This window comes from Clostridium sp. 001 (genome assembly GCF_019056555.1).
In the GTDB taxonomy this organism is placed as follows: Bacteria; Bacillota; Clostridia; order Clostridiales; family Clostridiaceae; genus Clostridium_B; species Clostridium_B ragsdalei.
Genome location: NZ_CP020473.1, coordinates 1,811,115 through 1,831,056 on the forward strand (window position 1 = coordinate 1,811,115; position 19,942 = coordinate 1,831,056).

The following is a 19,942-nucleotide window of genomic DNA, read 5'->3' on the forward strand; positions in this document are numbered from 1 at the left end:
AGTATTTGTCTTTATTTGTCTAAACTCTTCATTACGTTATCAACGATAGGATAAAAAACCTTTTCAAGGTCTTCATCTTCATTTTTATATGTAGGATCTGATAAATTACCTACGCTATTTAAAACAGGAATTTCTCCTAAAAGCTTCAAATTCATTTCTTCTAAAAACTTAGTTGTGCTTTCTCCATTAAATGGTTTTATTTTTTTTCCACAATCCGGACAAGTTATATAACTCATATTTTCAATAACACCTAATACATCAATATTAATTGCCCTTGCCATATTTACAGCTTTTGAAACTATCATTGAAACTAGATCCTGGGGAACAGATACCATAACTATTCCATTTATAGGAATAGACTGCATAACTGTCAGTGCAACATCACTTGTTCCTGGAGGCATATCAATAACTAAATAATCAAGTTCTCCCCACAGTACATCTGTCCAAAATTGTTTAACTACGCCCCCAATCATCGGTCCTCTCCAAATGACAGGATCATTTTCATTATCCACTAATAAGTTTAAAGACATAACCTTTATGCCATCATCTGTATCTACAGGATGCATTAGTTCTCCATCTGAAATAACTTTTTTATCTTTTAGTCCAACAAGCCTTGGTACACTTGGACCTGTTATATCTGCATCTAAGATACCTGTACTATATCCCAGTTCCTTTAAACGTTTTGCAATAAGAACTGAAATTGAAGATTTTCCTACTCCACCTTTTCCACTCATAACGCCAATAATTTTTTTTACTTTGTTTAAAGGATTATTTTCAATCATACATTTCTGCTTATCCTTATCACATCCCCCATTAGATGGGCATGAATTACATTCTGACATGAAATCATCTCCTAAATTTATAATTAGCATTTGCTACTTATATAATAACTCCATTTATAATTATTATCAAATGCCAATTATAATAATCATTTTTCTATTTAAAACAAAATATCAATCACAGCGTTTTTTCCGCAATAATTCTTCTAACTCATTAATGCGTTTATTTATTTGTTCTATCTCAGCTTCATATTTTCCTACTGCAGCACTAGATAAATGAATGCCTCTCTGTCCTAGTACAAGTGATCTTTCTTCTTCTATATCTTCAAGAGAGTCTTTAAATTCTGCAAGTTTTTTTTCTAATTCAGGAATACTCATTTTTTCAAAATCATACATTATAATCTACACTCCATTTCTTTTTATTACTCAACTTTCGAATATATAAAATTTTGACTTAATATAAAAATATTGCGAAGCAAAGCTTTTAAAAATAACAAAGTTCAAATAACAAAGAACAGATAAAGATGATTTCCCTCGTACCTCAGGAAATCTATAATCTTAATATTTTCTGACGTTAGGAAGAAAATTATCCTTATTTGATATTTGAACTTTGTACTTTGTTCTTTAAAAATATTGTTTCGCAATATTTTTAAACTGCGAAAGTTGAGTTTATTATTAGTATCCTCCACAATATCACAATCATTAATTCACGATTACTGCTTTTCCCACTAAGTAAAATTCATTGATACCTTTACTACTTTATTGTACATAAATCTATAAAACATTTCATTGTCTCTGTTAAGTATTTGTTCTTGTGATATATGATTTTAAACTTTCTTTTAAATTTAATACCTTTAACAGGTATTTCGCAAAGGGTACCAGAGGATAATTCATTTGTCACTGAATTTCTAGAAATAACTGACACTCCTAATCCTTCTGCAACTGCAATTTTTATAGTATCAGTATTGTTACATATCCAGGAAGCCTTCCATGTTAATTCATTTTCTATCATTTTATCTTCAAATGTCTTACGAGTTCCACTTCCTTTTTCACGAATAATAAATTTTTCTTTTTGAAGTTCGCAAGGTTCCACATAAGGAAGTTTTGCAAATCTGTGGCAAGCTCCACAAATAAGTATCAATTCATCATCCATAAATGGTTTGTTTAAAATATCCAAATTTGTCGTTTCTCCTTCTACAAGACCTATGTCAATTTCATCGTGAAGAAGCATTTTTTCAATTTCTGTAGTATTTTCTTCATACACTTGTATATCAGTTTCTGGATATACTTTTTGAAAATGTGAAACAAATTTAGGTAAAACATAAGCTCCAACAGTAACACTTGCACCAATGCGTATAGCACCATTTTTATACAAAGTTTTCATGTCATTTTCTAATTCTGTATTTAATTTGATAATATACCTAGCATAACTCATCAGTTTTTCTCCTGCCTGAGTTAGATAAAGTTTTCTTGAAAGCCGTTCAAAAAGTCGTATACCATAGTGACTCTCAAGTTCAGAAATTGCCTGACTAACTGCTGACTGAGACATAAAAAGTGTTTCAGAAGCCTTAGTCATATTCATTTTGTCACATACAGCAACAAATATTTTAAAATGTCTTAAAGTCATAATATTCTCCTTACACATTAGTATATACTTATTACATTCATTAAATAATAATATTTTACTTATATAATGTCAAGGTGTATTATGAATTGCAGATAGGGGGAAATCTTATGAAAACAATAACTAATAAAGTATCAGGAATTATACTTGCACTAATTATAGCTATTCCAGCATGGCTACTTGGAAATGCTTTTCCTATTATAGGAAGCCCTGTACTTGGAATTTTATTTGGAATGATTTTAGCATTTTGGAAAAGACCAAACTGTTTTAATGAAGGTATAACCTATACTGCAAAAAAATTACTACAATACTCCATTATCCTTATGGGTTTTGGCATGAATCTTTTTAATGTTTTTAAAATAGGAAAACAAACAATTCTTTTAATGACTTTCACACTAACAGCAACATTTATTACTGCTTATATTGTAGGTAAATTATTAAAGATAAATGGGAAAACGGCAACCTTAATTGGCGTTGGTTCTTCCATATGTGGTGGTTCAGCTATTGCAGCAACAGCTCCTGTTATTAACGCAAATGAACAAGAAGTTGCCCATTCTATATCAACCATATTTCTTTTTAATGCCATTGCAGCCTTTTTATTTCCATTTCTCGGGCATTTACTTGGCATGAGTAATCAATGCTTTGGTCTTTGGGCTGGGACAGCTGTTAATGATACTTCATCTGTAGTAGCTGCTGGCTATTCTTACAGTAATGCAGCAGGTAATCTTGCAGTTATAGTAAAACTTACAAGAACACTGGCCATTGTTCCAATTACATTGGTACTTGCTATTTATACTTCTAAGAAGGAAGCTAAAAATAAAGAAGGATCTTATAGTCTAAGTAAAATATTTCCCTGGTTCGTACTTGGTTTTGTAGCCGCATCAGTAATTAGCACATTTATTCCATTACCAGCTGTACTTACTACATTTTTATCACAAGCTGGAAAGTTCATCATTGTAATGGCAATGGTATCTGTAGGATTAAATACCAATATTGTAAAACTTGTAAAAAATGGTTTGAGTCCAATTCTATTAGGATTTACATGCTGGATAGTTTTAGCACTTACTTCACTTGGCGTTCAACATTTTATAATGGGTATTTTTTAAGCATACGTTAATAAATATTTATAACTCAACTCTCACTCATATAAAATTTAAACTTAATATAAAAATAGTGCCAAGCAAAGCTTTTGAAAATAACAAAGTTCAAATAACAAAGAACAGATAAAGATGATTTCCCTCGTACCTCAGGAAATCTATAATTTTAATATTTTCTGACGTTAGGAAGAAATTTATCCTTATTTGATATTTGAACTTTGCACTTTGTTCTTTAAAAAAATTGTTTCGTAATTTTTTTAAAGAACGAAAGTTAAGTTTATTAAAGAAGTTGAATTTTAGAAAAATCAATATCTCCGTTATCTTTAATCATTTCTTTATCAGCATGAACATATTCAATTTTTCCTGCAAACATTTCATGTGAACCAGTAACTATAGAATTCTCTACCTTGCACTCTATGTTTACAGGGCAATCTGCTAATAAAGGAGCATTTACCTTTATTCCTTCGTCAACTTTAATATTAAGTTTTGAAAATTTATCTTCATTTCTGCCGCTATGACTACCTAAATATTCAAACATTTCTTTTTGTTCTTTTGTAACAATATTTACTACAAAAACACCTGTTTCTTTTATCATTTTATAAGAATATCTAGATGGAACAATACCTACCATAATCATTGGTGGGTCATAACTGCAGTTACAACAGTATGCTACTGCTAGTGCATTATTCTTACCATTTGCATCCCTACAAGAAACTAATATTTTGGGCATAGGTTGAAGACATGACTTCATATTTCCTTGAATTTTTTCCATAATAACATTCCTCCATTATTATTTATAGTGTTGCCAAAAATTTTAATGTAATTTCTGGCTTAATTTTTTTATTTGTAACAAATTTAATTACTGTTTATATATTGGCATTTGCCATTTTCATAATACATCTATGCATAATTATTGTCAAATGCCAATGTGAAAACATCTATATTTTACAATTTATTATAGTATAAAAGACCATGCATTATAAAATGTATAGGCTTTTATATTTCAAATAATTTTACTTAGCCTATCTGAAAAATTACTTCTCTTCCTTGTATTAAAGTTATTCTGGATATATATATTGATTTTGTGGCTTTTGAGCTGGAGCTACACCTTCAACTCTTATAACAGGAGTACTGGACTTTTCACCGTTAATATTTTCAGTTTCTATATCAATTTTTCCTGTGATTTTAATCCATTTGTCATTTTTTAATGTAGAAGCTTTATTCCAATTACATACTAATCCTGTAACCTCTGTATCAGCAGCACAGCAAACCATCATTAATCTTGCAATTAGAAATTTATCTTTAGAATTTGTACCATCCCTAAACACAAAACCTGTTATAACTATATCTTTACCTTTATATTTGTTTGGATTATTATAACAAATATCATCTGCTATATGAGTAAAATTTTTTCCATCAACAACTAAAATATTATCTTTTGGAGTATCTTTCTGAATACTTTTCGATTGAGTTTTAGAAATTGAGATGTTTTTACTTATGCTATTTTTCATTACTACTTCACCCTTTTTTGAAATAAGTTCATCATTTAATCCCTGCGGATTTATGTAAATACCTAAAAACAATGGAACTAAAAACACACAAAAATAAACCTTTCTTTTATTCATTTGTGTAGGTATAAAAAGTCTTCTTAGTTGAAAAACAGTGAGTATAAGAAAAATAATGAAAGAAAAGCGAACATATTTTATCATTTTAGGATTAAGATAAAGATAAATTTTCCCAGATGAAAGTAAGTTGTAAACATAATAAGTAAAGCATATAAGTATTACAAACCATTTAAATTCACTTTTGTTCAATTTCACAATATCAATTCCCCATTAAAAGGCAAGTAATTAACTAATGCTCCTATAATAAAACAAACTGTAAAAATTACAAAAATCAGTTTTATTATAAAGCTACTTTTAAAAGTTTCACTTAACATAAGTGTATTTTTTATATCAATCATTGGTCCAAATATAAGAAAAGCTATTATAGACCCTGTAGTAAATTGACCAACAAATGTTCTTGCAATAAATGCATCAGTTTCAGAGCATACTGCTAATAAAAATGCTAAACCTATCATAACAAGTATAGAATATATTTTGTCATGTCCAACTAATAAAATATATTTTCTTGGTACAACTGTTTGCATTAGTGAAGATAGAAATGCACCAATAATTACAAACTTTCCAACACCATTTAATTCTATATTTGTATGATCCACTACTTCCATAATTGTTAATCCTATATTATGTTTTTTACCTGAATTATAATGAGAATGTCCACATCCGCATTGACAAGTACTATCATGTTGATGATAATGCCTGTGATGATATTGGAGACCCATGTCTACTTTTTTTAATACAGAACTATTATCACATATAATGCTAATTACATTACCAATAATCATTGCCCCAATAATACCTAACCCACCGCGCATAATAACTATGTAAATATTATTTGAAAATGCGTAGTAAGTTGAAGCAAGTACTACTGGATTTATTATAGGTACGGAAAGCATAAAAGTAATACCTATATGTAACGGCATACCTTTTTTTATTAATTTTCTTACAACAGGAACAATTGCACAATCACATATAGGAAATACTAATCCTATTAAAGCAGCACTTAATAATCCTAAAAACTTGTTTTTAGGTATTATCTTAGCTAAAGTTTCTTCTGTAACAAATATTTGAATTATAGATGCCAATATTGTTCCAACCATTATAAAAGGAAATGCCTCCAAGATTATACTTAAAAAAATTGTTGAAAATCCTTGTAACATTTTATTATCTGTTAAAGATTTAAATTGAATATTAGGCAGTGAAAAATGGATTGATGGCATTAATATTGAAATGCTTGAAAACAAAATAGGAAAAACAAGCATAAAAATAATCATTATAAGAAAGTTTTTTCCCAATTTATCATTTTGAGTTATCAATTGTACTTTACCTCCCTCTATTAGGTTTATACTAAATTATAATATTTATATTAAATACGTAATAGAACAAAAGTGGGAAGTAATTACAAAAAAATTTTTACACCTTTTTTCCAGGTTTTTAACCCAATAATCATATTTTTATAAATATATAACTCAACTTTCGCACATACGGAATTTTGACTTAATATAAAAAAGTTGTGTCGCAATTTTTTTAAACTGCGAAAGTTGAATATATAAATAATAGACTAGCATACTAACTTGTTATTTCTTTAAAAATGCCTTAATCTATTTTAAACTATTATATATTAATTCTAAATTGCTCTTCATGCTTTGAATATAATCTTTATTATCTTCCTTGCTTTCAATTGTATATATCTTTTGCACTTTCGCTCCAACTTCTTTAGCAAGGGTATCTGAAACCTTAGGACTTACCATATCTTCTACAAATATAGTTTTTATTTTATTTTGCTTACAGTAATTAATTAACTCTTCCATCTTTTTAGTTGTTGGCTCACCTTCTGCAAATACATCTTCTACACTATTTTGTTTTAGTCCAAAATCTCTACAAAGATAAGCAAATGCTGCATGACCTGTAACAAAATTTTTATTAGTTACTGTATCAAACTTTTTCTTATAATCATTATATAAACTGTTAAGTTGAGTTGAAAAATCTTTATAATTTTTCTCATAATAATCTTTATTAGATGGATCAGCCTTTACTAAAGCTTCTTTTGTGTTTTTTGCTTCAAATTCCGCACCCTTCAAACTTACCCAAGCGTGAGGATCATTTTGTCCATGTTCCTTAATTTCACCTTCATCAGTATTCTTTATTGACTCAAAACCCTTTGATGCTTCAACAACAACTAATTGTTTGTTATTTATAACTTTTAGAGACTTGTCCACCCACGACTCCATTCCAAGCCCATTATAAACAAATACTTTAGCTTTGTTTAAATCTTCAAGATCCTTCGCTTTAGGCTCATATTCATGAGGCTCAACCCCATTTGGAATTACTGTCTTAACTTCTACCTTATCCTTACCTACTGCTTCAGCAAATTCTCTCATAGCATTAAAAGAAACTACAACTTGAATTTTTCCGTGAGATTCTTTTTTATCAGAAACCTTATTATTGCTGTTCACACTAGCATTACCACATGCCGAAAAAGTTACAAGACTACACATTAACATTAAAATTGAGATTATTTTTTTATACATTTTTTCACTCCTCGTATAAAGTTGTTGCAAATAGCTTGCATTTACATATATAATATACATATATACCTAAATTGTCAACAGCTTCCACATTAGATATTATTTAATAATCAGTAAAGGAGTTAAAATGGAAAAGAACGCTAAGTTTTATACAAACGACAAAAAACTGGCTATAATTATAATGTCAATGGTATTATTACTTTTTTTAATGAATATCTTAAGAAATATTTTTATAATAAAGATTGATACTAATACATTAAATAATTTTTGCACAGTATTCATAAGCATGATACTAGAAGGACTGCCATTTATTATAATTGGATCACTGATTTCATCATTTATCCAAATCTTTATTTCAGAAGAAACTGTATTAAAAATTATACCTAAAAATAAAATTATAGGTTTATTTTGTGCAGCATCAATAGGCTTAGTTTTTCCAGTATGTGATTGTGCAATAATACCTGTTACCAGAAGGCTTATAAAGAAAGGAGTTCCTACAGGCATAGCTATTACTTTTATGCTTTCTGTACCCATAATCAATCCTATAGTTTTGTTTTCCACTTACTATGCATTTACTGGTAAACTATACATACTAATTTCAAGATTTATATTTGGATTTATAAGTGCTATTTTAATAGGATATTTCATAGATTTAATGCATCCAGGAAATGTATTGAGATATGATATTCAAGTAAATAAATGCATCTGCAATTGCAATGGACATCATAGTCATAGTCACAATAATACTATCCATAAACTTCATTTTTTCTGTGATATAATTTACCATACTAGCTCTGAAACCTATAATACAGGTAAGTTATTTATTATAGGTGCACTTATATCAGCCTTTGTTCAAACCTATATACCCAAAAAATATATACTTTCTATTGGACAGGGTAAAATGTACTCTATATTAATTATGCTTGTATTAGCTTATATATTATGTATTTGTTCTCAAACAGATGCTTTCATTGCTAGAACTTTTCTTGGACAATTTACTGTTGGTTCTGTAGTTGGATTCTTAATATTTGGCCCAATGCTTGATATAAAAAACACATTAATGCTTATGGGCACATTTAATAAAAAATTTGTAATAAAGCTTGTTTTTCTTATAGTTTCTATATGTTTCATTATGGCTGCATCCGCAAATTATATAATTCCTCTTAGTTTGAAAATTATTGGGGGTATCTAAACATGAATAGTAAAAAATTTAATTTTAACATAGGAGAATTTACATGGTGTATACTTCTTCTTGCAATTTCATTTTATTTCTATAAATTAGTTTCTTCAAAAAAGATTAATATGTTTATAACTCCTAATATGAGTAAGTATGTTACGTTTGCTTCTATAGCTTTGCTGGTTTTGGGAATTTTTCAAATACCTAAAATAATAAGTACTCCAAATGACAAACCAAAGTTTGGCTACTTAATATTTGGGATTCCAATAATCATTGGTATTTTAGTGAATCCAGGTGGATTAAATCAACAAATAGCAGATACAAAGGGAATGAATGTAACGCAAAATTCTACTCAAGCAAACACAAAAGCACTAAGAAAAAACTCTAGTATGACTAAAAATACGGAAATTGTTATGACTGAAAAAAATTTTTTTGCTTTTCTTAATGGAATCAGCGATGATCCAAATAAATTTAGAAATTGTAAAATAACATTAACCGGTTTTGTTTACAAAAACGATAACATAAAAGCCAATCAATTTGTTATTGCAAGATTGCTTATGGTATGCTGTGCAGCTGATACACAGACTGTTGGATTCTTATGTAATTACAACGGACAAAATTTAGACAAAAACACATGGGTACAAGTAACAGGAATTCTTGATACTACAAATTACATTGATAATAATTCAAAACAAGTTTCTTTAATTCCCCTAATAAAAATTCAAAGTATTAAAAAAGTAGATCCGCCTACTTCAAAATATATTTACATTAATAGCACTGATTAAATTTAAAAACATTATATGTCCATTAAGGTTCCAGTAGAAATTCCACTTAAGATATCTTTGTCCTTATATTCCTCCAATAGATACATCAAGCTCTTCATATTATCATTAACAAATTTGTTCTTATAATATACCAAACTAAAATATCTATTCAAAGCTTGCCCACTGTCTTTTATCACATACAGCAGACCTTTTTTTGCTTCTTCTTCAACTAACCTTGCAGATATAGCTGCAAAACAATTATTCATAATTACTACTTTCTTCATCATATCTGGACAAGTTACTTCCCACTTAATATTTATATTTGCTCCACACCTGGAAATATAATTCTCAAAAAGTTCCCTCGTACCGCTTCCTTCTTCACGCATTACAAAATATTCTTCTTCCAAATCCTTAACAGAAATACTACTGCATCCTGAAAATCTATGGTTTTTACTGCATATTATTACAAGATAATCATTTATCATTGGAATAGCAACTAAATCTCGGCTTTTAATTTTACCTTCCACAATACCAATATCTAATTCAGATTTTAGCAACTTTTCTTCTATAGACTTAGTATTATTAATATAAACGAAGGTCTCAACCTGAGGCTTTATTTTGCAGTATTGATTTATAAGTTGAGGCATAATACAGGAACCCACAGTTATGGTACCACCAATCCGAAGTTTTTCTGAAAATCCCTTCAGCATATTATCCTCTAATTCATCAAACTGATTTACTACCATTCTAGCATAGGCAAATAAGTTCTTTCCTGCTTCTGTAATACATAATTTTTTACCAATTCGTTCAAATAACAATACACCATAATGCCCCTCTAATTCTTTAATTGCCTGGCTGACAGTTGGTTCCGAGATATAACATCGAGCTGCAGCAGTACTCATTTTGCCTGTTTCTACTACAGCAATAAAAATTTTTAAATGTCGAATTGTCATATTAGTAACCCCTTTTTATTATTCCGCCCTATTGCATTTATACTATTAAAAATTCTTAATAGGTTTTACCTATCATTATTATAACATAATATATATTTCGTTATTTAGTCACAAGTGATATCATGAAAGCAAGTAATATTGATAAATAAAACACAAAGATAAGGCATTTCTTGTTTAGAATATGGATTTTCTTATTATTATAGCAAACTTATTAAAAATGAATGATAACTTTAAAGGAGATGTATAATCACTATGGTTAGTGCAAAAAGACAAAAAGAAATGAAAGCATTAGGATTTTTATTACAAAATGACAAAGAACATTATTCAGTTAGGTTTTTAAGTAAAGCCGGCAATTTTACAGTAGAAGAATTAAACAACATTAATAAAATTGCGGAAAAATATGGACGAGGGTATTCGGGACTTACAACAAGACTTCAAATTGAAGTTCCATGGATCAAGGATGAAGATGCAGAAAAAGTAATTCAAGAAGCTAAAGCTTTAGGATTACGCCACGGCGGTACAGGCCAAAAAGTAAGACCTTTAGTTTCCTGTAAGGGAACTGTATGCCTACATGGTAATATTGACACCCAAGCAATTTGCAGAGAATTAGACCGTAAATACTTTGGAACTGATACTCCACATAAATGTAAAATAGGAATAGTTGGGTGTGCTAATAACTGTGGAAAAGCTAATATAAATGATATCGGAGTTATGGGAAGATGTGTACCTAAATTTGATTCAGATAATTGTGTTGGCTGTGGAGTTTGTGTAACAAATTGCCGACAAAAAGCATTACAGTTAGTAGACAAAAAAATAGTTCATAATAAAAATTTATGTGTAGAATGTGGTGAATGTGTACGAGTATGCAACAGTAATGCTGTTACTGCTAAAGAAAAAGGTGCAGAAATATTTGTTGGTGGAAGATTCGGAAGAGGAATGAGAATTGGAGACTCACTTGGGAAAATATTCAAAGAAGAAGAAATAGTATCAATTGTCGATACCATTATGGAGTATTATAGACAAACTGGCAATAAAGGTGAAAGAATTTCAGGAGTTATGGATAGGATTGGAAAAGAAAAATTTATAGCTGATGTATTAAACAAAATTGATTAATTATTCTACATAATAATCAGTAAAATTATGAAGCATGTTAAAAATATCTTTAAAAAAGGATATTTTTAACATGCTATTTTTACATCTTTGGGCTATTTAAGAAATCCTTTTAATATAGTATCTTCAGCTTCTTTTTCAGAAAGTCCTAATGACATAAGTTTTATAAGTTGATCACTAGCAATTTTTCCTATAGCAGCTTCATGTATAAGTTGTGAATCTGAATGAAATGCTGATATTTTAGGTATAGATTGTACCGTTGCTTTGTCCATTATTATGGAATCACATTGAATATGACCTCTGCATCTCTCATATCCAGACATATTTAAATGAAATAGTTGTTTTGACTCATCTCGTGCTACAGAACGAGAAATTATTCGTGCAGAAGAATCTTTTCCTACCATTTCCACATTTATCTTCGACTCTGCATCTTGATTTTTATATGTAAGAAGTCTCTCTGATACTACAGCTCTAGCATTTTTATGAAGTTTTATTTCTGTATCCCTTTTAGTACTGCTTACTCCTTTTATTTGGACTAGCTCTAATTCAGCATATCCTCCTTCTTCAACTTCTATTATTGTTTTAGGATTCAATACTCTTTCACCATTTCCACTGCCTTCTCCAAAATGTCTCTCTACATATTTTATGCGAGCACCTTTCCTGACAAAGAATTCATGGACTCCATCATGCTGAGATTTTTTATCACCTGGATTATGTATACCACAACCTGCCACTATAAGTACATCTGACCCCTCACCAATTTCAAAAGTATTATACACAACATCATTTAACCCTTCTTGTGTTAAAATTACAGGTATATGTACACTCTCGCCTTTAGTGCCGGGTTTTACTATTATGTCTATGCCAGGCTTATCCTTTTTTGTAACTATATCTATATGAGCTGTAGTATTTCTTGCAGCCTTTTCTCCGTTCTTTCTTATATTATAAGCGCCAATTGGCAATTCATGAAGTCCTGACATTTGACTTAACATACTTTTATCCAATTCATTCAGCATCTAAAAAGTACCTCCTTTTTGACAAATCTCGCCGCATTTACAATTATCATTCTTTTTTATTTTATCAAGTATATTCTCTTTTGAAGTTATTTCCTTAATTTGACCATCTGCAAGTATGATAACCTCATCTGCTAAATTTAAAATTCTCTCTTGGTGAGATATTATAATTATAGTTGTTTCTTTCTTTTTATTCATATTTTCAAAAGTCTCAACCAACTTTTTAAAACTCCATAAATCTATTCCTGCTTCAGGCTCATCAAACAATGCAACTTTGAGGTTTCTGGCAAGTATAGTTGCTATTTCTATTCTCTTAAGTTCACCACCTGAAAGGCTTGAATCAACATCCCTATTTATATAATCTTGAGCACAAAGTCCTACATCCTGAAGTAATTTACATGTATTTACCTTATTATCTCCTGCAGCTAGGTTTAGCAGTTCATTTACTTTTATACCCTTAAATCTTGCCGGCTGTTGAAATGCAAAGCCTATACCTTTTTTAGCTCTCTCGGTGATATCTAAATCTGAGATATTTTCTTCATCTAATAGTATATTTCCAGAAGAAGCTTTATATATTCCCATTATTGTTTTGGCTAAAGATGATTTACCACCACCATTTGGACCAGTAATTACATATATTTTATTCTTTTTAAACTTTAAGTTTATATCTTTTAAAATATTAATTTTTCCATTATCATTTTCTATTTCAAGACATAAATTTTTTAATTCTAACATCTATCTAATCCTCCTTTTATATTTCTCCCTAATAAATATATTGTATCATTCTCAGTACTCATTATATCATCTATTTCATCAAATTTTTAGATAGTAATTTTAACATTCTCATAATGCTATTTCTAAAGTAACATGAGTTCGAAAATTTAAGTTCATTTAATGATTCCTGCATTAACTCAACAAATCTGTTGTAACTTACAAGCTTAGGAAAGTAAGGTTTTAAGACAGTAGATACATGTTCTTTATAATAAGTTTTAAATGTTCTGTAACCTAATAGGTGAAAATATATTGTTATAGTCATTATTTCACTTTTTATTATAGTACTATTTGTCAAAAATATAACTTAATGCACAAAAGGGAAGTTATATTTTCTAACTTCCATTTTGTGCATTAAATTTTAAAAAAATTGATTTAAATATAATTGTTATAGAGTTTTTCTCTAGACCTTAAATTTGTCTACTAATACTCTTAACTCTTCTGAAATTGTAGCTAAGCTCTCTCCTGCTTTAGCAATTTCTTCAATTGTAGTAACTTGTTCTTGCATAGATGATGCTGCTTGTTCTGTTCCAGCAGCATTCTCTTCAGAAATTGCAGATAAATTTTGAGTTACCTCAATGATTTTGTTTTTATTTTCTGTCATCTGACTGGCAGAATTATTAAGTTTATTAACTACAGTTTTTATAGAATCTATCGCCTCTGCTATTCCTTCAAATTTTCCTTCAGTTTCTCCAACACTAGAAGCTTGTTCCTCAATTATTTGCTTAGTCTGCTGCATTAAATCAACTGCATTTTGTGATTTTATCTTTAACTCAGTTATTACTGTTTTTATGTCATTTGTAAAATTATTTGATTGTTCTGCAAGATTTCTTATTTCATCGGCAACAACTGCAAAGCCTTTACCTGCTTCTCCTGCTCTTGCAGCTTCTATTGCAGCATTTAAAGCTAAAAGATTTGTCTGATCTGCAATACTTTGAATCATAGTACTAGCATTTTCAATTTTTTCTGCACTTTCATTATTACTCATTATAATATGATAAACATTGTTTGCAGAATCATTATTTTTCTCAGTTTTTTCAACAAGTTCTTTCAAAATTGAAAAGCCTTCTGATTTTTGCTTTTCAATTTCAACTGCCGCAACATTTAATTCCTCAATATAATTTAAATCTTGTTCTAATAAGTTACCTAAATCTTCTACATTATGAGCTGCCATTTGGGTATCTTTAGCTTGATCAGTAGCTCCTTTTGCAATTTCCTCAATAGCCTTACTTACTTCATTTGATGCAGTAGCTGCTTGTTCAGAAGTAGCAGTTAATTCTTCCGATGAAGCTGCAACCTTTTCTGTTGAATCCGCAGTTTTCATGATGAATTCTGATATATTCTTTCTCATACTTACAAAGGCTCTCACCATATCTCCTGCTTCATCTTTTCTGTTTAAGTATTTTAATGCATCTGACTTTTCATATACTGAAAAATCCAAATTGGCAAAATCTTGTACTTTTTTTGTCACTGCCAAGATAGGTTTTGTTATACTGCTCGAAAGAAAATTAAATAAAATAATTGACAGTATTAACATGACCACTGCAGAAACTATCACTATATTTACTATTGCTTTTGCACCAGCTCCTAACTCTTTTTCTGTCATAAATGATGCTAATATCCAATCAGTTCCTTCAACTTTATAGGGATTAACAATATACTTTTCACCATCAACAACAACATCAAATGATTTTAGGTCTTTAGCTAGAAGCTTATCTAATCCATTAATGCCAACTTCTCCAACCTTTTTAAAATTGTTTTTAGGATTTTTTCCATCTGCCATTATAAGTCCATTGCTATGCACAATCATTGAATATCCTGTTTTACCAATTTTCATTTTATTTAACATATCACTAATATTAGTTTGCTGTACATCGATTCCTATGGCACCTATAATTTTCCCATTTTTATCAGTAAATGTGCGAGCATTACTTGTAAGCAGTTGAGACTTATAACTGTATGGAGCTGTTCTAATAACACTTTCCTTTTTACTTATTGCATCATTAAACCAAGGTCTTTTTGAAGGATCAAATCCTGCTGGTATATTCTCTTCTGGCCATTGTATATATCCTCCATCTTCTGTTCCTAAATATACATAACTTGTACCTTTGTGGCTATTTGCATATTGCTCAAATACTTTATAAATTTCCTGTTCAATTCCTGCCTTAGCTGAAGGTTTCATTGGAGTATCTTGAGTTGTATTTTTATAGGTCGTAACACTATTATCAGCTGTCATTATTACAGGATTTTTTGCTAACATATCAATATTTTTGTCAATTTGATCATAAAAAATATTAATTGCTTGAGAAACGACCTTCATTTGCTCGTTAGAATTAGTAAAATAATCTTCATAAGCCTTTTTATTAATTTGATAGATTATAATACTACTAATACTAACTAAAGTTATCAAGAGAACTACCATTGAAGATAATAAAATCCTCCCCTTTATTCCAATAACCTTTTTGTTCATAATACCAGCTCCATTCTTTCTCTAAGTTTTTACATTTCATCTTTTTTGTTTCATTTCTTATATTCAATAAATTCGGGCAATTAAAATTTAAAAATGCATAATCCTAAAGAAATTCTTAAGAATACTCAATATATTTTAACTAAAGTAAATGGATACTTATATTGCTATTAAAATTATAATGTTGATACTTATCTTTGTCAACGCAAATGTGTCATTTCCCTGAATTTTCTTTCATTTGTGTAAAATGCAAGATTTAAAAAAATAATATTCTTTTTATTGTCAAATGGTATTCAATTTTTAAGATTCATCAGTTATTTTATAAGCTAATAAATATATCTTTAATTACCTAAGTTTTGTACAAACAAAACTTTAGTAGTTTGCAAAAAAGTACTCCTTAGCACAAATAATTGTAAATTCATTATCTAAAATTATTGTTAAGAAAGAGTGATTTTATTAACTTGATATAAAATTTTCAGTTCACGTAAAAAGTATCCTCTTTAAAAGGTATTCTTGATATGAATATAGCTAGTGGTGATTTCCACTACAGCTGTCTGTCCCATTACAGTTTCTAATTAATGTTAATGATCTTTTATCCATTAGCTCAAGAGCTTTTTCAACTGAATAACCTGCTCCAAAAAACCTTGTTACTCCGGCATCTGCTAAAATATCAAATGCCATCAATTGTATATCACCTGTAATCAACGCCTCACAATCATACTTTAATATCTCATCAGCAAGGTTTTTTTGAGATAAACCTTTACATCGTTCCTCATTTTTTATAGCCTTAATACTTAAATCATTCATATTAACAATCAACAAATATAAACATTTTTCAAACTTATCAGATACTATACTATTTAAATCTTCACCCTCCGCTGCCACTGCAATATTCATCCTTTTCCCTCACTTTATATATATTTAATCTAAAAATGAATATAAAATTTCACTAATTATTGTTCTTCATTACTTTGAACAAGCACAAAATCTTTCAAGTTTCATCAAAGCTGCTGTGCCTGCAAGGGTAGTTCCAAAAAATATAGTTGGTTTATTTAATAAAACATTAGTTATTGTTTTATTAACTACAGTACTACCTGTAGCAACTACAATATCACACCAATTCAATAAGTCTTCAATTGTTTTACTTCCATCCTCAACCGTTACACCATATTTAACTTTTCCTATATTATTGGCATCCAAATCTACAATCCTAACTTTATAATTTTTGCTTAAATTTTCTAACATAGCTGGCTGAAATCCTATCAACGCAATTTTGGGATTCCCATATTTATTTTTTATATATTCCACTAACTCTAAAGCACATTTTTCTGGTTCCCCATCTTTACAATGCACTGTCTTATCCGTTATTCCTAAATATCTACATACAGCATTTAAAGTAGCAATATATACAGCTGTATCAAAATTTGTCTGTAAAGGCATTTCAATTATTTGTTTTAAATTTCCGCGAAAATTATTAGGCATATCTGTAAAAGCCTGACCTTTAGCACCTTTAAAATCTGCTTGAAGTAACTTTTCTTTTCCTTTTATAATAGGAAAATCTTTTCTTTCAGTATTTCCTATGGCTTCTTCTGCAGTTAACGCTCTTCCTGTTATTTTTACTTCATCATTTAAAAGTCCATTATCTTCTACAAGTTTTCTAAAATTATGAAATAAATCAGTATAAAATTCATTTTTATTCATTTAAATTCCCCCAAAATATTAATCTAATTCTCAAACTCAATAAGCTACTATACTATAAATTGTGAAAATAAACCCCATTTAAAATTTTACTATATATCATTAACTTTTATTAATTATTTATACAACTTATTTTTATAGTATCCATCTGAAAGATATAAAGCCCCTAAAGGATTGTGTGCAAGTACTCTATCCTTAACTGCAAAAACGGTTATGGGTGCATTAGAATGTTTTATAAACAATGAATCATGTCCTACACATAATCCTAAAATAATATTCAAATCCGTTTTAGCATTATTTAGTAAAATAGCTTGTCCTATAGGATTGCACATTGCTTCATAAGTACCTGGTCTTACCTTTTGACTATCTTTTATGTTTAAAAATTCTTTAGGTATACTTCCATTTTTACAAATCACCGAATCAACTTCAAATCCATTATGTTTTAATATTTTACATAACATTTTTGCTTCTTTACTTAACCCTACACAAAAAGCCACTCCTAATTTTTTAAAATTACATTTATTTGCAAAATCCATTATCTCTTCAAGTCTTGTTTTTTTGCAATATCCTTCTGCTTCAACTAATGCCGAATTATGTGCCAATTTATAATTTTCATCTTCAGAATATAATTTTTTTATTTTATCCTGTTCCTCTTTCTCATTGCATGGACAATTAAGAGGCAATTTATCAAGTTCTCCTTTTTTACAATAATGTTCACTGCACATAGCACAAGTATACATATTCCCACCTCAAGCTTTCTTCATTAATTTTTGTACCCTATATATAATTATAGCATATGCTAATTATATATCAATTCCAACTTAAAAATATTGCTAACTTATATAAATTTGAAGCTTGTTTTGCATTAGCAAAACAAGCCTAAAAAAATGAATTAGTTTTCTGACATAAGGAAGAAAACTTACCTTCAATGTCCTATGTCCTCTGTCAATTGTCCTCTAAAAAATGTTTTGCAAAGTTTTTATATTAAGTCAAAATTTTATATGTGCAAAAGTTTACTTTTAACTTACAACAAACCCTATTATTTTAAAGTTATTTTTTTAAATCCACCAAAGTTATTTGCCATTTGTGAATAAACTTCTTTTCCAAGAATAAACTTATAAATTTCATCGGCTTTCTTTACTGGATCAATATCCTTAAATTTTTCAGGGTACAGAACTTTGCCTAAATAATATGCATCTGCCATGGCAGTTTCAATATTTGTATCATAAAAATTATAAGGCATCTGTGAGTACACTTCACCATTTTTGACTGCAGAAAGATTATTATAATAATCAGGATTCTTTTTATAATCTTCCTGTACTACCTGAAGTCCTCCCTCATCTATAAAAACTTTTTCTGGATTCCATTTAAGAAGTTTTTCTTTATCTATCATGACTGTGCCTGTTTTTCCTGTTTCATCCACTACATTTTTTCCGTTTACAGCCTTAAGCAGTGAGTAATTTCCCTGAGTACTTTCAATACCATGAGAACCTTTCATACTTACAGCTCCAATATATGTACTTGGCCTTTTATTTTCAGGAACATCTTTAGTTCTTTTATATAAGTCATTTTTACAATTTTTCATATAGTTAACTACTTGCTGTGCTCTATTTGCATTGTTAGTAACTTTGCCAATAATTTGTAAAGAATTATACACATCAGGATCAAAAGTAGATTGTTTTCCATAACTTACGACTACAACAGGTATATTTGTTTTAGATTGTAACTCATCAGCAGACGATTTGTCTGAGGAATAAGTAGAAAAAATTACATCTGGTTTAACAGAGAGTATTTTTTCAGCATCTGGTGAATTATTAGGTCCACCTTGACCTATAACTGTAAGTTTCTTAATTTCAGGATTTACCATCATATATGGCTTTCCTACAGCTTTACCTTTTTCCATCTGTTCCACACCTACTAACTTTTTTGAACCATTTATATAACAGTAAAGTCTCAATGCCCCTGGTCCAATGGCTACAACTTTGTTTGCCTTTGCATTTAATGTAACCTTTCTTCCAACTAAATCTGTTACAGTTATCTTTTCAGATTTTGAACCTGAAGTTTCAGCTGATTTAGAAGAACATCCTGCAAATAAAAACGTTATTATAAATACGGTTACAAGCAATAAGCTTGAAATTTTCCTATGCATAATTTATCCCCTTCCCTAATTTAATATATTAGTTAAATAAATCAGCAATTTTTATACCAATTTTTAAATTAATATACTATAAATAGAGTACGCTGAAGTATTGGAGCCGGTAGCCATTGGATAGGATAAGCTTGTAATAAAAATGTATATAAAAAATGATATTGTTCTTATTAAAACAATATCATTTTGA

19 protein-coding genes and 1 pseudogene are annotated in these 19,942 nt (G+C 29.3%); 4 read left to right on the forward strand and 16 right to left on the reverse strand.

Annotation, left to right across the window (positions count from 1 at the left end; genetic code table 11):
* Window positions 1–11: 11 nt before the first annotated feature.
* The 3 genes from B5S50_RS08270 to B5S50_RS08280 form a co-directional block, all read right to left on the reverse strand.
* On the reverse strand, window positions 12–842 hold the full coding sequence (locus B5S50_RS08270) for an Mrp/NBP35 family ATP-binding protein (protein ID WP_065079750.1): 831 nt from the start codon (window positions 840–842) through the stop codon (window positions 12–14).
* 111 nt (window positions 843–953) lie between these two features.
* Window positions 954–1,175: a hypothetical protein gene (locus B5S50_RS08275; protein WP_065079751.1), complete on the reverse strand. Its 222-nt coding sequence runs from the start codon at window positions 1,173–1,175 to the stop codon at window positions 954–956.
* A gap of 358 nt (window positions 1,176–1,533) precedes the next feature.
* Window positions 1,534–2,406 carry a LysR family transcriptional regulator gene (locus B5S50_RS08280; protein ID WP_217303563.1) on the reverse strand — a complete coding sequence of 291 codons (873 nt, stop codon included), beginning with the start codon at window positions 2,404–2,406 and terminating at the stop codon, window positions 1,534–1,536.
* A 107-nt stretch (window positions 2,407–2,513) separates the two neighbouring features.
* Here B5S50_RS08280 and B5S50_RS08285 point away from each other — a divergent pair, with 107 nt between their 5' ends.
* Window positions 2,514–3,509 carry a YeiH family protein gene (locus B5S50_RS08285; RefSeq protein ID WP_217303564.1) on the forward strand — a complete coding sequence of 332 codons (996 nt, stop codon included), beginning with the start codon at window positions 2,514–2,516 and terminating at the stop codon, window positions 3,507–3,509.
* A gap of 271 nt (window positions 3,510–3,780) precedes the next feature.
* On the opposite strand, the gene B5S50_RS08290 is transcribed toward B5S50_RS08285, so the two are convergent.
* From B5S50_RS08290 to B5S50_RS08305, 4 genes are all read right to left on the reverse strand, one after another.
* On the reverse strand, window positions 3,781–4,272 hold the full coding sequence (locus B5S50_RS08290; RefSeq protein ID WP_217303565.1) for a flavin reductase family protein: 492 nt from the start codon (window positions 4,270–4,272) through the stop codon (window positions 3,781–3,783).
* 286 nt (window positions 4,273–4,558) lie between these two features.
* Complete coding sequence (locus B5S50_RS08295; RefSeq protein ID WP_217303566.1) at window positions 4,559–5,320, reverse strand: TIGR03943 family protein; 762 nt, start codon at window positions 5,318–5,320, stop codon at window positions 4,559–4,561.
* Complete coding sequence (locus B5S50_RS08300; protein ID WP_217303567.1) at window positions 5,317–6,438, reverse strand: permease; 1,122 nt, start codon at window positions 6,436–6,438, stop codon at window positions 5,317–5,319. Before B5S50_RS08300 ends, B5S50_RS08295 begins: the two co-directional genes overlap by 4 nt.
* 285 nt (window positions 6,439–6,723) lie before the next feature.
* Window positions 6,724–7,653 (reverse strand): metal ABC transporter substrate-binding protein, encoded by a 930-nt coding sequence (locus B5S50_RS08305; RefSeq protein WP_217303568.1) that lies wholly within the window; start codon window positions 7,651–7,653, stop codon window positions 6,724–6,726.
* A 124-nt stretch (window positions 7,654–7,777) separates the two neighbouring features.
* Here B5S50_RS08305 and B5S50_RS08310 point away from each other — a divergent pair, with 124 nt between their 5' ends.
* Together B5S50_RS08310 and B5S50_RS08315 are read left to right on the forward strand one after the other, a co-directional pair.
* Window positions 7,778–8,842, forward strand: a complete 1,065-nt coding sequence (locus tag B5S50_RS08310) for a permease (protein WP_013240393.1) — start codon at window positions 7,778–7,780, stop codon at window positions 8,840–8,842.
* 2 nt (window positions 8,843–8,844) lie between these two features.
* The gene (locus B5S50_RS08315) at window positions 8,845–9,612 is read left to right on the forward strand and encodes a TIGR03943 family protein (protein WP_013240394.1); all 768 of its coding nucleotides are present in this window, start codon (window positions 8,845–8,847) and stop codon (window positions 9,610–9,612) included.
* A gap of 11 nt (window positions 9,613–9,623) precedes the next feature.
* Here the strand turns inward: B5S50_RS08315 and B5S50_RS08320 are convergent, their stop codons facing one another.
* Window positions 9,624–10,544: a LysR family transcriptional regulator gene (locus B5S50_RS08320; protein WP_013240395.1), complete on the reverse strand. Its 921-nt coding sequence runs from the start codon at window positions 10,542–10,544 to the stop codon at window positions 9,624–9,626.
* 252 nt (window positions 10,545–10,796) lie between these two features.
* Here B5S50_RS08320 and B5S50_RS08325 point away from each other — a divergent pair, with 252 nt between their 5' ends.
* Window positions 10,797–11,657, forward strand: a complete 861-nt coding sequence (locus tag B5S50_RS08325; RefSeq protein WP_217303569.1) for a 4Fe-4S binding protein — start codon at window positions 10,797–10,799, stop codon at window positions 11,655–11,657.
* Window positions 11,658–11,749: 92 nt separating this feature from the next.
* Here B5S50_RS08325 and B5S50_RS08330 read toward each other — a convergent pair whose 3' ends face one another.
* The 8 genes and pseudogenes from B5S50_RS08330 to B5S50_RS08360 all read right to left on the reverse strand — a co-directional run bounded on the left by B5S50_RS08330 (window position 11,750) and on the right by B5S50_RS08360 (window position 19,752).
* On the reverse strand, window positions 11,750–12,670 hold the full coding sequence (locus B5S50_RS08330) for a SufD family Fe-S cluster assembly protein (RefSeq protein ID WP_013240397.1): 921 nt from the start codon (window positions 12,668–12,670) through the stop codon (window positions 11,750–11,752).
* Window positions 12,671–13,402 carry an ABC transporter ATP-binding protein gene (locus B5S50_RS08335; RefSeq protein WP_217303570.1) on the reverse strand — a complete coding sequence of 244 codons (732 nt, stop codon included), beginning with the start codon at window positions 13,400–13,402 and terminating at the stop codon, window positions 12,671–12,673.
* Between the two features lie 169 nt (window positions 13,403–13,571).
* Window positions 13,572–13,712: pseudogene (locus tag B5S50_RS21540) on the reverse strand (IS982 family transposase); the annotation flags it as partial.
* A 129-nt stretch (window positions 13,713–13,841) separates the two neighbouring features.
* Window positions 13,842–15,908, reverse strand: a complete 2,067-nt coding sequence (locus B5S50_RS08340) for a methyl-accepting chemotaxis protein (RefSeq protein ID WP_217303571.1) — start codon at window positions 15,906–15,908, stop codon at window positions 13,842–13,844.
* A gap of 525 nt (window positions 15,909–16,433) precedes the next feature.
* A complete protein-coding gene (locus B5S50_RS08345) occupies window positions 16,434–16,802 on the reverse strand; it encodes a NifB/NifX family molybdenum-iron cluster-binding protein (RefSeq protein WP_065079762.1) in 369 nt (122 codons plus the stop codon).
* A 69-nt stretch (window positions 16,803–16,871) separates the two neighbouring features.
* A complete protein-coding gene (locus B5S50_RS08350; protein WP_217303572.1) occupies window positions 16,872–17,606 on the reverse strand; it encodes a DUF364 domain-containing protein in 735 nt (244 codons plus the stop codon).
* Window positions 17,607–17,719: 113 nt separating this feature from the next.
* Window positions 17,720–18,343, reverse strand: coding sequence for a DUF1847 domain-containing protein (locus B5S50_RS08355; RefSeq protein WP_217303573.1), 624 nt, complete (start codon window positions 18,341–18,343; stop codon window positions 17,720–17,722).
* Between the two features lie 299 nt (window positions 18,344–18,642).
* Window positions 18,643–19,752 (reverse strand): iron ABC transporter substrate-binding protein, encoded by a 1,110-nt coding sequence (locus B5S50_RS08360; protein ID WP_217303574.1) that lies wholly within the window; start codon window positions 19,750–19,752, stop codon window positions 18,643–18,645.
* Between the last annotated feature and the right edge of the window lie 190 nt (window positions 19,753–19,942).